Below are 16,231 nucleotides of genomic sequence, written 5' to 3'. Positions count from 1 at the left end.
GTGACAGGCGTTCCTCGAAAGGACTCACCACTTCTAATCATTCGGAATCCTGAAAACTTGGCACCCCGTCTCGTTCAGGACCGGAGAATCCGTTGCTTCAACAGATCCGAATTGCCATGCGTCCAGAAGACGTGACGTTGGCGACCTTGACTTGAGTCAAGCCTTCACATTTCTGTGATCGCCTGGCAAACTAGCGTACAGCGATGCCATCCTGCCCCGGCGACACCCTGGCCAGGTAGCGAGCTACCGCGGAAATGTCTTCGCTCGATAACGTTGCTACGATGCCGTTCATGGCGCCGGTCGGGTCATGACGTTGTCCTGACTTGAACGCGGCCAATTGACCCGAAAGATAGGCCTCGCCCTGTCCGGCGAGTCGAGGCGCCCGATCTTTGCCCATCAGCTTTGCTCCATGGCAAGCTTGACAACTCCCGGCTTGAAGCAGCGCCAGTCCTCGCTTCTCGAGCGCCGAGTCGGCTGGCACGTCCTCGTTTCGAGTCGGCGCTTGCCTGGCGAAGTAGGCAGCCAGTGCATCGATCTGTGCATCGGTGAGATCCTTCGCGAGCGGCGCCATATACGGGCTCTGACGTTGCCCCGTGGCAAACGCATGTAACTGTTCGGCCACATAGACCGGCGGTTGACCGGACAACGCTGGATACCACGTGTTGAGCGACTGCCCATGCGACCCATGACAGTAGAAGCAGGTCTCTTGCGGCTGGGGCCAGGGACCGGCGTCGGCTTTGTTCGCTTCACTGATCTGGGACATGGCTTTCTCGAAGCGCATGCCGTCCAGCATGTCGCGCCCGTAGAGTGCACCCGCGCCGAGCGCACCCACGATCGCCACGATAATCAAGGTCCGTTTCATTTATGCTCCCTCGCTGCGTTGTGCGAAGGTCGCCAGCGCCTGCAGTGCCGCCCGGTGACCGGAGCGCACCGCGCCGTCCATTGCGCCGGCCCAAAGGTCGGCAGTCTCAGTTCCCGACCAGATCAACCGGCCCACAGACGGGTGGAGGAACTTGCCCCATTTCGTCCAGAAGCCTGGCGGTATGGGATGGATGCATTGCAACGTCCATGGATCGACCCGGCCCCAGTCGAAATCGTGGAACTGCGTCGGGCGCAGCGCCTTGTATCCGAAGGACTGGGCATAGATCGCGGACAGCATCCGCTCGGCTGCTTTGGGATCGCCGGGGACCGAGCCCGGTGCCACGAATGCGCTGATCACGCCAACCGATGCATCTGGCGGGGAGTTGTCATAGGCCATGAAGACTGGTCCGCCGACCTGGAAGATCTGTCCATTCAGGCCGTCATCGCGCCAGAATGGCCGGTCATAGACATGCACCGTCTTGCGCATTGGGGCATTCGTGGGCCAACGCTGTTGCAATTGCGCACGGCCATCGGGCAACGGCGGATCGAAAACGATCTGGTTGCACAGCGCCGGATTCAACGCAACGACCACCTGGCGCGCACGCACTAAGCCTTGATCGGTGTTCAACTCAACGATCTCGCGATCCCAGCCGGTGATCTTACGCACGGGGCACGAGAGCCGGACCTTGCTACCAAGCTGGTCCGCCATCTTGATGCTGAGAACCTGGGAACCGCCGATGAAGCGCGTTTCCTGCGCGCCGTCCTTGATGGATTCGAGTCGGGCGCGGCTGTTTCCGGCACTATTGATCGTCGCCAGATACTGCAACAGCCCAAGCTGCGCCGGCGACCCGCCAAGCGACAGCTTTGCCGCGATACCCAAGAAGTACCCGTCCTCAGAATTCACACCTTGCTGCAGCAACCAATCACCGAACGACAGCTTGTCGAGCTCAGTTGCGTTCTTGGCCTTCCAAGGTGCGGCAGCCGGCACGCCGCGCGCCAGTTCGTCAAGTTTGGCAGCAATTGCGTCGTCGCCGCCGCTGGTACCATGAAGGTCCTGGGTCACCCGGACGTCGCCCGCCAGAATGACTGTCTTGCCAGCGTAGTAAGTTGGGAACGTCTCGACTTCGAGTTCGCGAGTCAGGTCAGCAATCGCCGTCTGGCCAGGGCCGATCCACTGGCCGCCAGCTTCGGACACAACGCCGTGACCCAAGTCGTGGTTGTACGTACGCCCACCAACGCGGTTGCGCGCTTCCAGCACCACGAACGACTGGCAACCCGCCAATTGCAGGTCACGCGCCGCTGTCAGGCCTGCCAGCCCTGCACCGATGATGGCGACGTCAAGAACATCGTCCGACTTCTGCGCAAGTGCAACGGTACCGGCATTTGCCGGTTTGGCGCCGAGAGCCAAACTGCCCACCGCAGCCGTGGCACCAGCGTATTTGAGCCATTGCCTGCGCTGCAGGTTGGCTGAAGTATCGGGGGGCGATTTCTCTGTCATGTTGTTTCCGTGACTGCTATGAGCGATCCAGGTAGTCGAAATGAATCCTGGATTTGTTTCAGCCACTGACGGACGCGCGGCTGACCCTCACTTCGTCGCATGCGGCGAAGATCTCGTCCACGACCTGCCGTACCGCGGAGCCAGAGCCATCCCGGCCATTCACATCGCAAGAAGGCCCGCCCTCGCCCCACGCTCGTCCGCTGGTCTTACGTTCCGTCAGTTGTTTGCGCGGAAAATCCCCGGTGCCATATCGGTGAAGCTTATGCTGCCACCGCCGTCCACCGTCCTTGCCCACGCTCTAACGCACAATACGAGTAATAAATAGCAACTGCGAAATATGCCCAAGTTAGCAAGGCAAGAGTGAAGAAGTTAAATACGACGTTAGTATCTTCTCCCGGTATTTTATAGAAATCATATATTCCGGCAATAATCGACGAAGAAACAATTCCCAACATCAACATCACGGCATTAAAAGCCTCGCCAATCTCAAACAATCGTTTGACGATACAGCACAAGTAGATCATCATCGCCCCCCACATGACCAAATAAAAATAAGGCAAGGGTTCAGTCAGAAAATCAAAATTGACAATGAAAATTGTGCCTATGATGGATATCGCAAATAACAGAATATCCTGCCGCACTGACGGCTTGTAATTATGCGTGACAGCCATCAAACCCGCCACACCTACAACCGGAACACCGAACCCCCTGGAAAACGCATCAAAAAAATGTGCAATTTTATATAAAGCGGGAGATCCAGTTATGTTAAAGAACAGAAAATTTGTCGATGATGTGGCCAGAATAAACCACTCCAGCCCAAGAAGATAATTCTTCTTTTTAATGAATTTCGCGCCAAAAATAAATCCGCTTGCCGCCAGACTCAGGCAAGCAAAACAAAGAATGATACTTCGAAGATCCATGATTTTCGCCTCAACATCTAGTCAGATTCTTAATTTATTCGCCGGCCCGTTCAATCAGATCGCCACCATCAGTTCCGGCACCACCTTGAACAGATCACCGACAAGGCCATAATCCGCCACACTGAAAATCGGCGCTTCCTGATCCGTATTGATTGCGACGATTACCCTCGAATCCTTCATGCCGGCCAAGTGCTGAATCGCTCCCGATATACCGACCGCGATGTATAGCTGTGGCGCGACGATCTTGCCGGTCTGACCCACCTGGTAGTCGTTCGGTGCGAAACCTGCATCCACTGCCGCACGCGACGCACCAAGCGCAGCAGTCAGCTTGTCCGCCAGCGGCTCCAGCACTGTCTTGTAGTTCTCCCCGCTACCGAGGCCGCGACCTCCCGACACGATGATCTTTGCGCTCGTTAGCTCCGGGCGATCGAGTTTCGTCACTGCGCGGCTCACGAACTGCGATACACCAGCATCGGGCGCAGCTTCGATCTTCTCAATGGCTGCGCAGCCGCCTTCGGTTGCCACCGCGTCAAAGCCCGTGGACCGTACCGTGATCACCTTGATGGGATCCGACGATTGAACTGTCGCGATCGCATTGCCGGCGTAGATCGGGCGCTCGAATGTGTCGGCACTTTCAACTGCGGTGATGTCCGAAATCTGGGCGGCGTCAAGCTTCGCTGCAATACGCGGTGCGATATTCTTCCCATATGCAGTCGCCGGCACGAAGATGTGCGAATAACTCGCCGCAAGATTCAGCGCGGTTGCAGCAACATTCTCCGCGAGGCCGTCTGCGAGTTGCGGCTCGTCGGCCACAAGCACTTTCTCAACCCCAGGGAGCTTCGCTGCGGCATTCGCGACATCGCCCACATCGTGACCTGCCACCAGCACATGAATGTCGGCTTCCACGAGGGTGGCAACAATTGCCGCAGCTGCAACGGCATTTAACGTAGCGATCCTTATCAATACATTTTCATGTTCGGCGATTACCAGAATCTTCATTTCTATCCGCTCCCTTTACAGCACCTTCGCTTCGACCTTCAACCTCTCGATCAGCGTCTTCACGTCAGGAACCATCACACCGGGCGCGCGCCTCGGCGGCTCGCTGACCTTCAGCGCATTCAGACGCGACGTCACGTCGACGCTGATATCTCCCGCCCTGACCGTATCCACGACGACCCCTATTGCTTGCCCCACCCGTTCTGGTAGAGCTGGCTCGCCAGCAGACCCAGACGCGTCGTCGCGATGTAGTTCTCACCGTCCTCGATCAGCGCCGAGCGTACGTCGCGGAACAGCTTCTCGATCGGAAATTCGCGCGTCGTGCCATTGGCGCCAAACAGTTGAAATGCTTCGTGCACGATCTTCATCGCTTCTTCGGTCACACTCACTTTACCCATCGCGGTCACATAAGGGTGGGCCCGCGGCGATATCCGCGAGAACGCAAGGGTGCGGCGCGCGATCGCACGCGCGGTCTCCAGACGGCGCACCATCTCGCCGATGCGGAACTGTGTCAGTTGATGATCAATCAGCGACGCGCCGCCCTGCTTGCGCTCGTGGCAATACTCGAGCGCAAGCTCGAGGGCCGCACGCGCCGTGCCGACAAACACCTGGCACATGTGCGTACCGGCGTACGACCACGCTGAAGTGAGGTTGCCGAGATACTCGTCCTTCAGCGCAATCGCAAAGCGCTTCGGTACCTTCACGTTATCGAAATAGATCTCACCCTGCGGCAGCGAGCGCTGACCGATCTTGTCGAGCGGCTTGCCGCGCGAAATTCCTGGCAGATCCAACGGAATAATCATGCCGATACCATTGGTCATGCCGCTCTGCTCGCCGGCACCGTAGAAACCGTCACCATAGTCCGCCGCCATATAAGCGAGGCCCACCTGCGCCACAGTCCCGTTCGACACCCACGACGAATACTGCCCGTTGATGACGATCTCGTCGGCTCCCACCTTCGCAGTAATGTTGCCTACCGATTGTTTGCCATATGCGCCAAGCTCTCCGCGACACAGAATCGCGGAATCCGAACCACGGTCCGGCTGCGTGTTCATCCAGCAGCCGATCTTGTTCGTGCACATATCGATCAGCTCCTGATTGCCTACTGAGTGCGCCATCAACAATGGCATCATTGTCACGCCCATCGAGACGGCAATACCTGGATCGCCCCAGCCCAACTCTTCGCCGATGAGCGACTCGATTCGGACAGCAACCTCCGGCGGAAACTGGGCGATCAACTGAGGATCAAGACCCAGCTTTGCGCTCTCGACAATAGCGGTCCAGAACGGCGACCCGGCAGCGATTACATCCTCAGGCTTCATGCGGTCGAGTTCCCGACCAATAGGACGCAGCACGTCACGCGCGAAACGATGAACGGTGCTCTGAATTGCGGCTTCCTCTTCGCTCAGCGGCGTCTCGAAACCGCTCATTCCGACGAACGGCAACGCAACCGACTTGTGCAGACGAATCATTTCGATGCTCCTATCTTGGGCACACGCCAACTGGATTTATGGAGACCCAGCGCTTGTAGTTAATTTTCCTAACAAATGAGCCAATTAGCTTTATCAAGCCAAGCGCCCTCGGTTCGGTTCTTCGCTCGTTCTTTGGCGAAGAAGATCCACAGTTAGCTAAACAGTCCTGGATGGGCGACTATGCGCCACCCATATACGCCTTAATGACCTAATCATAGAGCCACAATGACCTAATATCAAGGAACAATGAGCTAGGGGAAACGCCAACTTTCACAACGACCCTACCGGCATGGAGCGTCCGCATTTACCTCATTCCGCTTCCACTCGAGGGAAGTCGACGACGAGCCGGCGCCGGCTTACTTCGCGATCTCTATAGAGGAGTAAGTCGAAAGCCGCAGTTCACAATAATGCGTTCTGCCTACACCAAAGTGACCTATGATCCGGCGCGTCGCTGTGAGCGCCAAGAGAGAACTGGACAAGACCAAAAGGCACAAGGAAGCGTTCAAAGCATTGGAAATGTAGTGCCCCATATCTGACCGTTTTCTTTAAATAACGGGCAAATGCATATTGCACAGGCCGTCTTCATCGCTCGCTCAGCTAGATTTTGAGAATATGATTTGACCATATTGGATCCCGGTGATTTGCGGCTGCAGCATCACAATCACAAACCACATAGCGGCCGGACCTCGACCGCTGTTTCCATCAATCCTTGCTCAGGATGTGAATCGCAAGCGCGGCTTCTTCGATGCTCTGGAATCCGCCGCCGTTTTCTTGAATCGCATGCCGTGCACCCTGCACTTGACGCGCGCCAGCCTCCCCGCGTAGCTGAGTGACCAGCTCGAACAGTTGGCCGATACCAGTCGCGCCGAGCGGATGGCCTTTGGATTCGAGCCCGCCCGACGTGTTGATCGGAATTCGCCCTCCGATCGTAAACTCGCCGCGCTCGGCAGCGGGACCGCCTTCGCCCAGTTGCACAAAGCCGAGGTTTTCGGCCTGAATGATCTCCCCCATTGCCGAAGCATCATGAAGCTCGGCCACGTCCATGTCCTCGGGGCTCAGGCCAGCCTGCTCGTACGCCTGAAGCGCGGCAAGGCGGCCAATGTTCTTCTCCGGTTCGTCGATACGGCGAGGGGTGGAGCTGCGGAGCACGCTTGCCGCGACCCGGATACAGCGGCTGCGATCGGCACCGATGCGTCGCAAGCCCTCCTCGGTACACAAGATGGCGGCGGCCGCACCGTCCGTGACAGGCGCGCACATCGGCAACGTGATGGGATACGTGATCGGCGGCGCTGCGAGTACCTCGTCGATCGTAAACGTCTTTCGGAACTGTGAAAGCGGGTTATGCACCGAGTGCCCGTGGTTCTTCGCAGAGACCGCGGCGATCTGACGTTGCGTCGTGCCGTAGGTCTTCATGTGATACCGGCATAGCGCGGCGTAAACCGCCATAAAGCGGCTGTAGGGTCGGTCAGACTCCGAGCCGGGCGGCGGCACGATGCCATCTCCCAGCTTCGTCAACGCCGCAAAGTTCTCCTCGATCCTCGACACATCCCAGCCTGTCTCGAACAGTGCGAACGTCCTCGACTTGTCCTCGACGTTCATCTTTTCTACGCCGAGCGCCAGCGCAACATCGCTGCCACCTGCACGCAGATGCTGTATCGCCAGATGTACCGCGGTACTGCCGCTCGCACAGGCATTCTCGAGATTGAACACCGGAATTCCTTCGATCCCGATCTTGCTGAGTACGACCTGACCCGGAATCGATAACTGGCCCTGCAGCATGCCGTTAGTGACGCCCGAGTAGTAAGCCGCGCCAATCGCGTTGGCGCCGCAACCGGCATCTTTCAACGCGCCGCGCAGTACCTCGCCGGCCAGATCGTCGAGGCTACGTTCGAAGTGCCGGCCGAACACTGTCATGGAGATACCGGCAATGTAGATGTTGCTCATTCTTTTATCGCTCTCGTCAGATCTTGCGTTGCAGGCCTTGCCAGTACTGTTCTCGCAGGTCTTTCTTCAGCACCTTGCCGATGACGCTGCGCGGCAGCGCGGCCACGAAGTCCACGCTCTTCGGCGCCTTGACTCCCCCGAGCTTCTCCTTGCACAGAGCAACAAGTGTCTCGGCACTCACGGTCTGACCCGCATTGAGTTCCACGACTGCCTTTACCGCCTCGCCCCACTTCTCGTCGGGTACACCGATCACCGCGCAATCCTGCACCGCCGGGTGTGCCCAGATGACCTGCTCGACTTCGCTCGGGTAGACGTTGAAGCCGCCGCTGATGATCATGTCCTTCTTGCGGTCGGTGATGTGAAGGTAGCCCTCGGCGTCGAGGTGGCCGATGTCACCGGTGTGCAGCCAACCGTCGATGATGGTTTCGGCAGTCTTGTCCGGGGCCTTGTGGTAGCCCTTCATGATGAGGTCGCCACGCACGCAGATTTCACCGGTCTCGCCTTGCGGCAGGATATCGCCGCAATCGTTCATGATCTCGACGTGGATCAGCGGGTTCGGACGGCCCACCGAAGACAGCCGTTCATCGGAAGCGATCTTGCCGTCAACGAAATGCTCGTCCGGTGCCATGTTGGAAATCGATGCCGCGGCTTCGGTCTGCCCATAACCACCGGCCATGACCGGGCCGAACACCTCGATCGCGCGCTTGAGCTTTTCCACCGACATCGGTGCGGCGCCGTAGAGAAAGTACTTGAGCGACGAGAAGTCCTGCTGCTCAATGCCCGGAATATCAAGCAGGCGATAGATGACCGTCGGTGGCAGGAAAAATTCGGTGACGCGGTGCCTGGCGATGGCGGCCAGCAGCAGTGCGGGATCCGGCTTCGGCAGCACGACCACAGTGCCGCCGCGCGCCGTGCACGGAAGCGACATCATCCCGGCGGTGTGCGTCATCGGAGCGGCGGCAAGATTCACTGGGCGCTGCGTGCCATACGGGAAAGCGATCATGAATTGCGCGAAGTACGTCTGAAACGCGCGATGCGTGTTCATCACGCCTTTAGGCGCGCCCGTCGTGCCCCCGGTGGCCGACAGCGTGACGATGTCGTCCATGTCGTAATCGACGCGCGGCATGGTCGACGATTGACCGGCGCTCCACGTTTCGAGCGACGGCGCCCACGGCAAATCGCTGTCAATGCACACCCAAAGCTTGATCTTCGGCAAACTGTCACGCAGCGCCTCGACCGCTGGCGCGAAGGCATGCTGGAAGAACAGCGCCTCGCAGTCGAAGGCGTCGAGCACAGGCTGGTTCTCGGCCGGTGCGTTGCGCCCGTTCACGGGGATGTACACCATGCCGGCACGCCAAATGCCGAGTCCGCAGCCCCAGGCGATCACGTCGTTGTCTGCCCAGACTGCGGCCTTCGCTTCCTTCTCGAACCCGGTAGCGATCAGCCCATTGGCGACGCGGCACGAAAGCTCACCGATCTCCTGGAACGAAAAACTGCGTTCGCCCTGGATATAAGCGATGCCGTGAGGGTTGATACGCCACCCACGGTCGAAAAAATCAATAATTGCCATTTACATATTCCTTGGGATCAACTGCGGGCCGATGACGGGGCTGCCCATGCCTTCCGTGTATGGGTCATCGGACCAGTCCGTTCGGTGGCCCCGCGTGTATGAGTCGGAGTTACTCCTGCTACCGGTGCCAGCATCCGTGCGCGCTGACTTCGCGAACAGGTCGAACATGCCAATGCGATCTGCCTCCGCCCATGGGTAGGCTGCCACCAGCCCGGCCGCCGCGACCGCTGCAGCAATACCAATGTGCTTAAGTTGCATGGAGTCCCCCTCCTTCTCAACTGATTCTCGGCGCAGCTCCCCAAAGACGGCTTGCGGGGCGTGCTCTGGTGTGTGTTCTGCTGCGGCCCGACGACTTGATCATGGCCGCACGACAATTACGGTTACAGCTGGGAGATCGTGGCGCGAGCCAACCCCCGCTGCTCCAAGAAGCCGAGCAGGTAGCGGTGTCCGAACGCCTTCGAGCCGGACGCGAAACCGACCTTGGCAGTGTCGCCGTCCAGTAGCTTGACGACACCGGCGGCATGAATGGCGCCGGTGGAGATGTATGGCGTGACGCCATGCAACGTTGCACGCACCGAAGACATTTGTCCGCGGCCGATAGCGAAGTCAACGGTGCGCTGAATCGTCGTACGTTCTCGTGGCGGCATCGTCGGCGTAGTCGAATCGACGACCTGCTTCAGAATCGCATCCTGCTGTTCCCGCGGCAGATGGCTGTACTCGGCTTGCCATTTCTGCTCGAACCCGTGCACGGCTTGCATCACATTGTTGTCGTAGAAACCGACGCACGAAATGCAACTACGCACACGCGGATCATGCTCGAAGTAGACGGGTAGCGACGTGCCGCCCCACGGCAGCGAGAAGACCGGTTGCATGAACGCGGGGTCAACTACGTTAAACGACGCTTGCGGAGCGTGCGGCTGCAGCTTGTTCTCCCACAAGTAACACTGTTCGTTCCGGGCGCCCTCGAAGATCGTCGCTGCCGAACCCACGCTCACCCCTGCCGTTTCACGCGGTCCGCGACACAACGTGGCGGTCTCGAGCGCATCGACACCCGGCGTCTCGAGCGCCAACTCGGCGGCAATTTCGGCGAAGGAGTACATGTATGCATTCGAAGGGGACACGAGCAGACCTGCCTGCCGATACAGTTCCCCAAATTGATCGCGCACCTGGCGGATGTAAATCTGCTCGCCAGTGGTATCCAGGTGATGGCAGCCTGCTTTAAGCGCTGCTTCGACGCCGACAAGCCCAAAATTGGAAAACGGTCCAACGGTGTTGCACACAACCTTCGCGCCGCGGAAGGCAGCGACAAGTGAGTCAACGTTGTGTTCGGCTTCAATGATCTCGTAGTTCGCCGACTCGAGGCGCACGACGCGCTGCGCCATCATTTCCTTCGCGCGCCCCGCGTTGCGCGCGACCGCGGTGAACGGGATGTTCTGGTCGATCAACCAGTCCATGATCAGCATGCCAGTGTAACCGCTTGCGCCATAGATGACGACGGGGTGCTTTACCACGATTGTCTCCTGATAGTACGGTTGTTAAGCGTTGAATCGGTCAGCCTTGATTTGGTACCGTGAGCCACGCCTCACGTCGGGCCACCGACGATCCGTTTCTCGCCAAGTCCATGTAAAAAATAAGGAATACTTATCTGAATAGACAAAAAAATTTCAATGCTATGCCAGTACGACTTCGCGCGCGAAGAGAGCCTGTTTTCCACCCTCATCCTTCATGGCCTCAGTCAGGGTTGAGCGGTATACGTTTAGCGTCAAAGTTCCTGAAACTGCGAACATTCACGCAGTTTTCTGTACAACCTCTCTGGCACGCATCTCTGTCCCGTCTTTTTTGGGGCCGACATGCACCTAAGGCACACATCGGCTTTCTTCATTTATCAAAGGGCGTTAGCGTTCGCTGACCGACCTCAGTGATTCCGCCGAGTAGAAGTCGGACTTGAATTGTGGACCGGTGATCTGCTTGTACCAATGAATGTCCTTACCCTGGCCAATAGTCGATAAATCGAATACATAACGTCCGTTGATCAGATCGTATTGCACGAACGGTTCGTTATCGCAGGCGCCGTCCAGTTCCCATACCGGGATCGGGTAACTTTCCCGCACCTTCCACAGCTTGCCCTGGGCGTCGTAGTCTTCGCCGACGAGCGCCAGCCAGCTGTCCTCGTCCAGATAGAACACCTTCTTCGACGCAACGTGGCGCGCGGTGGGTTTGAGCGTCGCCTCGACAACCCACACGCGGTGCACCTCGTAGCGTCGATGATTGGCGGCAATGCCGTTCGGCGTTGCAACGTCATGCAGCTTGTCGTTGAAGTTGTACATGCCGAAGGAGTCGTATGGCACGATCATCTCGCGCTTGCCGACGAGTCGCCAGTTGAAGCGGTCGATCGAGCCAAAGAACATATTGACTTCATCAATCAGGTACTGATTCTCGAAGCCAATCGCCGGCGCGTCGTGTGTATAGGCCGGCATGCGCCTCACCCGACGCTGTCCGGGAAAGTAATAGTACGTTTCCGTATCCTTGTCGAAGTATTGGCGCTGTACAAGCGCCTGTCCCGCCAGCGCGGCTGGCGAATTCATCTGGAAGTAGAGGCCCTGAGTGAACTGATCAACGTCCTGCGGTGTGGTCTTGCCCAGTTTGCCCACCGGATAATACACAGTCGACGTGCTGAGCACATCGATCCAGTCGCTGCTACCCGGACGTGGGGAAACAGACGTCACCACCGACGGCCACTCCTGACCTTCGCCCCGGTACCGCAACACGTAGTTCAGAATCGCTTCAGCACCGTTTTTTGGCTGCGGAAACGGCACGCTAGGGAAAATCGCTGTCTGCACCATTTCGCCGCTCGAATCGAGCTTCGCAGCGGTTAGATTCGCTTTCGAGTTCTGTGCTACCGAATCCGGCAACTGGCATTCACGGTGCGACGGATAGACGTCCATCCGATAGCCCTTTTCCTGCTTGACAAGCTGGATCTGGCCGGGCGTCAGCTTGTCTGCGTATTTGTCGACATTCGAGGAGTCGATCGAATAGAGCAGCTTCTCATTCCGATGCTTCCAGAAATCACCGCGATATTTCCCGTACTCCCAGCCGGGATCGGGCGGCTGCCTGCCCACGTAGGCCGGAACGGCGCCGTCGCTACTTGCCGATCGATCTCCGCCCTCGGGCGTGAGATCGTCCGCCGCTACCGCGATCCCGATCGTCAACGATGCGGCAAGCGCGGCAGCAAACACAACTACGATTCTGCACTTCTTCATCATGGATTCCCCTTCAATTCTCGCCTTCGAATCACGGTTGCATAATTCGCAGGCGAAACACGATCACTTCGATTCCATCGCCCGCTACCGGACTCCCGATACCAACGCCTCAGATTTGCGTGCCGTCCCTATCGGAACACGTTGCCAAGGTTGCCGGCAGCTCGACCTGATATAAGCTGTCTGCGTAGGGGTCGAGCATGCCTATCTTCATGCCGTCAAACGCCGGGGCTTAGCCCTCGCCAGACCCAGCAACTGCTACCGCACGAATCTCGACGTATAGCTCAGGCAGGCCCAGTTGCGTCACACCGACCGCAGTCCACGATGGATAACGATGCGGGAAGTACTCGTCCTTGACAGCCTGGAACGCCTCCATTTCGCCCCGCAGGTCCGTATGGAAGGTCGTCAGTTCGACAACGTCAGCCAGGCTTGCCCCGGCTGAATCGAGAATGGCTTTCAAGGATTCGAACGCGATCCTGGCCTGCGCCTGCATGTCCTCGCCCGCCTTCATTTCAGCAGTGAGTCCAACCTGACCGGAAACCCAGATGATGTCTCCGACGCGAGTTGCCGGGGTGAAATGAAAACTGTCGTGCCACACCTGGAACGGGGGCGGAACGATAGACTGCCGTTTGGTAGTTGTCTCCATAATTATTAGTTATCCTTTTTTAAAAACCCGGCACGGGTCAAGACGCTCAAAGTCTAGGGTGGTGATTTACGGAATCAGGCCGACTTCCTTGAAACTCTCCAGCTTCAGCAACTCAAGCGGATCCACAATCTTGCCGCCGAGTTCAATCCAACCCAGGAACGTTTCTCCCCTCGACCAGCCAAGAAGACGCTGAACTTCCTCCGGGAAGGCTTTGACTTTCTCGATGGGAACCGAGAGATACTGGTTCTCCTCCTGCCGCAAAAACGACAGATCGTAGGGCATTGAGATGCCGGTACGCGGCCCATTCGAAGTGTTTTCGCCGCCGCCGTGGTATGTCGAGCCAAGCCACATGAGCGCATCGCCAGCGCTCATTTCCGCGGAAACTGTCTCCTCAACCTTCGGCATCCTTTCATCATCCCACTTGTGGCTGCCGGGGATGACCCGGGTCGCACCGTTCTCATGGGTAAATTCGGTCAGCGCCACCATCACATTGACGCGAGCCTCCCGCCCAAAGGTCGGATGACGCCAGAGATAAACAGCATCATCGCGATGCAAAGGCTGCCCCCCCTGACCAGGCCAGATCTGGATAGCCTGCGTGGCGCCAACCTGGATGTCCGACACGCTCTCGAGCATCTGATCTCCGAGCCAGATCTTGACCGGATTCACCTGCAGAATCTTGCGCGCAGTCTCGAGAAACAGTGGATTCAGCGCAATGGAAACTGCGTGATCCGTGCGTCCGAAAAGCCGCGAGAGACGGCGAGTTTTTTCACCGTGAAAAAACGGATCGTCGCCAGCCGGAATTTGGTCCAGAAGTGGCATCAGATCCTTTTTCAAGCCATCGAGCGTTTCTGGCGATGCGAAGCCGGTTACGCAGACAACCCCGTCCTCTCTCAGGACAGCGGCGATTTCATCGGGTGATGCTGTATTGGACAACTTACTGATGCTCATGTCTTGACCTCTCAAAAAATTAGTCTGATTCAATTGCATGGAAACCGAAAGACTTCACTACGTCTCGCCGCAATCGCATGGGAGAGCCACGCTGGTCCGATTACGAACACTTCAACGTGCGGACTGTCAGGATAAGTCTCACGGTCGGCTGGCTCGCAGACGCAATCTCGCCAAAGGTCCTGTACCTGGTCAGCATGGTTAGATGAATCGGCGAGCCAATATTTGCGACATCACAACCTACTATATACACCTCTTTGACCTAATCATAGCGCCGCAATGACCTACATTCAAGAAACCCGATGGCAGGGAAAACACCAACTCGCAGAACATCCTCTCCGAACGACGAGCGCCATGCGTGGCGCCTCTTCCAGGGTTGCTCTTTCACAGTGGTTGTCACGCTAGTGCAGATGTCACCCGCAGCCTCGGTGCAAGGGCGCATCAACCGTGCAAGTTCATAATGGTGTTTCCTCCTGCCGCCGGAGCGACCTATAATCCTCGACAGGCTACTGTCAGTTTTAAGGAGAACCGACGTGCACGGAAAGGCGCCAGAAGAAGAAACGCTTCACGAATCTGAGGGGGCAAGGTCCGACACCGGGCCGGTCACGCGAGGCAACCGGGAACTACGCCTTGCGCAGATCATTCTTGCGGCTCAGCAAGCGTTTCAGGAGGATGGCTATGCGGGATTTGGGGCTCGCGGGGTCGCGGCGCGCGTAGGCATCACATTGGGAAACCTTCAATACTACTTTCGAACGAAAGAGGAATTGTTGCGCGCGGCGCTGGAAATATACGTGCACCAAATAGTGAAAGACCACACGGCCATCGCAAACCAGCCCGGCGTTAGCCCGACACGGCGTTGCTCCGAGCTGGTAGATCGTGTTTTTCACGACATTAACGAAACGGACATGCCAAAGTTCCTGCTTGAACTTTGGGCTTTCGCCCAGCATGAGCCTTATGCGGCAAAACTCGTTGAAGAGATGCATTCCCAATATCGGAGTAGCTTCGCGAAACTGCTATCAGACATTCATCCAACTCTAACCAACGAACAGCGGCTGGTGCGCGCGTCCATTCTTGTCGTTCAGATGGCAGGACTGGTGATAGCCAATCATTTCGGAAAAGACTCTGATAAGGACTTTGCAGAATTCGTTCGCTTGACAAGACGAGTCGCGAAAATGATCACGAGTTTGCCGCAGCAGGAACTGGAAGGCAGCGTCCCGTTCCACGATTCACCCAGACAACAGGCACACGGCAAGGGCAGCACACATAGCAGCATCCTGGGATCTGAAGAGCACGTCAAACATGGATTGTTCGAGTTGAGTTTGCGACAAGCAGGACAAGATACCCCCTATTACCGGCCCACGGTCCAGGGGAAACGACGTGAGGTGAAGATCAACGAGATCGTCTCTTCTGCCGCCAATCTTCTAGCGGCAGAAGGGTACGCGAACTTCACGCTGGCTCGGGTGGCCGAGGAACTCGGCATTCCGCGATCTGCGCTAAAAAACTATTTTCCAACGCACGACGATCTGCTTCGTTCCACCATTACCGCACTCTTAAACGCCTATCTAGACCGCTATGCAGATATGGGCAGGCCCACCGGCAAACCAGCGATGGAACGGCTGCGTGAAATCGTCGACGATGCTTTTGAAGAAGCACGTGACCCAAGGATTTGTCAATTCGAATTCGAATTGTTAGCGTTAGCCCAGCACTCGGACATCACGCTTGACCTTCTGAGAAGACTGTACTCGGCCTATCGAGCGATCTATGTCGATCTGGTGCGCGAGATAGACGCGTCAGCCACCGCACGCGAATGCCATGCACGCGCGAGACTAATCGCTGCACAAATGGAGGGGGCGATAATCTTGATGTTCGGTTCCGAAAAGCAGCCGCCGGACGTAGACCGCGTTTTCGCGTTGATGAGAGCCATCACGATTCGCCTCGCACACGGAAACATTACCGCGAAGGAGGCAGCGTAAGACTCGCTGCGCCTGACCAGATTGTTGCGCGTCAGTCGATCTCGTGGCGGCAAACCGTGCTGGGAAGATTCAGCAATGCACAGATTTGCCACTGATCAGCGCCGAAATGTCATATCAAGTCTGTGATCAGTTCACAGAGGCGGGAAGGA

General features: G+C 57.4%; 13 protein-coding genes and 1 pseudogene. 1 reads left to right on the top strand and 13 read right to left on the bottom strand.

Annotated elements, in window-relative coordinates; all coding sequences use genetic code 11:
• Positions 1 to 190: 190 nt before the first annotated feature.
• The 13 genes and pseudogenes from F3J19_RS03870 to F3J19_RS03810 all read right to left on the bottom strand — a co-directional run bounded on the left by F3J19_RS03870 (position 191) and on the right by F3J19_RS03810 (position 14,112).
• Positions 191 to 862, bottom strand: coding sequence for a c-type cytochrome (locus F3J19_RS03870; protein ID WP_167037865.1), 672 nt, complete (start codon positions 860 to 862; stop codon positions 191 to 193).
• Entirely contained in the window at positions 863 to 2,359 is a 1,497-nt protein-coding gene (locus F3J19_RS03865; RefSeq protein WP_167037862.1) for an FAD-dependent oxidoreductase, read from the bottom strand.
• Between the two features lie 260 nt (positions 2,360 to 2,619).
• Complete coding sequence (locus tag F3J19_RS03860) at positions 2,620 to 3,279, bottom strand: hypothetical protein (RefSeq protein WP_167037859.1); 660 nt, start codon at positions 3,277 to 3,279, stop codon at positions 2,620 to 2,622.
• Positions 3,280 to 3,333: 54 nt separating this feature from the next.
• Positions 3,334 to 4,278: an electron transfer flavoprotein subunit alpha/FixB family protein gene (locus tag F3J19_RS03855; protein WP_167037856.1), complete on the bottom strand. Its 945-nt coding sequence runs from the start codon at positions 4,276 to 4,278 to the stop codon at positions 3,334 to 3,336.
• A 15-nt stretch (positions 4,279 to 4,293) separates the two neighbouring features.
• Positions 4,294 to 4,449: pseudogene (locus F3J19_RS03850) on the bottom strand (electron transfer flavoprotein subunit beta/FixA family protein); the annotation flags it as partial.
• Between the two features lie 8 nt (positions 4,450 to 4,457).
• A complete protein-coding gene (locus F3J19_RS03845) occupies positions 4,458 to 5,747 on the bottom strand; it encodes an acyl-CoA dehydrogenase family protein (RefSeq protein ID WP_167037851.1) in 1,290 nt (429 codons plus the stop codon).
• Between the two features lie 702 nt (positions 5,748 to 6,449).
• Complete coding sequence (locus F3J19_RS03840) at positions 6,450 to 7,691, bottom strand: thiolase family protein (RefSeq protein ID WP_167037848.1); 1,242 nt, start codon at positions 7,689 to 7,691, stop codon at positions 6,450 to 6,452.
• Between the two features lie 16 nt (positions 7,692 to 7,707).
• Positions 7,708 to 9,261 carry an AMP-binding protein gene (locus F3J19_RS03835; RefSeq protein ID WP_167037845.1) on the bottom strand — a complete coding sequence of 518 codons (1,554 nt, stop codon included), beginning with the start codon at positions 9,259 to 9,261 and terminating at the stop codon, positions 7,708 to 7,710.
• Entirely contained in the window at positions 9,262 to 9,519 is a 258-nt protein-coding gene (locus F3J19_RS03830) for a hypothetical protein (RefSeq protein ID WP_167037842.1), read from the bottom strand. It abuts the gene before it with no gap.
• 122 nt (positions 9,520 to 9,641) lie between these two features.
• The gene (locus F3J19_RS33055) at positions 9,642 to 10,772 is read right to left on the bottom strand and encodes a DUF5938 domain-containing protein (RefSeq protein WP_167037839.1); all 1,131 of its coding nucleotides are present in this window, start codon (positions 10,770 to 10,772) and stop codon (positions 9,642 to 9,644) included.
• A gap of 384 nt (positions 10,773 to 11,156) precedes the next feature.
• Positions 11,157 to 12,524, bottom strand: a complete 1,368-nt coding sequence (locus F3J19_RS03820; RefSeq protein WP_167037836.1) for a DUF1329 domain-containing protein — start codon at positions 12,522 to 12,524, stop codon at positions 11,157 to 11,159.
• Positions 12,525 to 12,750: 226 nt separating this feature from the next.
• The gene (locus F3J19_RS03815) at positions 12,751 to 13,164 is read right to left on the bottom strand and encodes a RidA family protein (protein WP_167037833.1); all 414 of its coding nucleotides are present in this window, start codon (positions 13,162 to 13,164) and stop codon (positions 12,751 to 12,753) included.
• A gap of 66 nt (positions 13,165 to 13,230) precedes the next feature.
• Positions 13,231 to 14,112 (bottom strand): phytanoyl-CoA dioxygenase family protein, encoded by an 882-nt coding sequence (locus tag F3J19_RS03810; protein WP_167037830.1) that lies wholly within the window; start codon positions 14,110 to 14,112, stop codon positions 13,231 to 13,233.
• A gap of 530 nt (positions 14,113 to 14,642) precedes the next feature.
• On the opposite strand from F3J19_RS03810, the gene F3J19_RS03805 reads away from it, so the two are divergent.
• Positions 14,643 to 16,082, top strand: coding sequence for a TetR/AcrR family transcriptional regulator (locus F3J19_RS03805; RefSeq protein ID WP_167037827.1), 1,440 nt, complete (start codon positions 14,643 to 14,645; stop codon positions 16,080 to 16,082).
• The last annotated feature ends 149 nt before the right edge of the window (positions 16,083 to 16,231 follow it).

This window comes from Burkholderia sp. Ax-1724, from assembly GCF_011752995.1.
In the GTDB taxonomy this organism is placed as follows: Bacteria; Pseudomonadota; Gammaproteobacteria; order Burkholderiales; family Burkholderiaceae; genus Paraburkholderia.
Note: the sequence above shows the minus strand (reverse complement) of the source record. Positions and strands in the feature narration are given on the sequence as shown.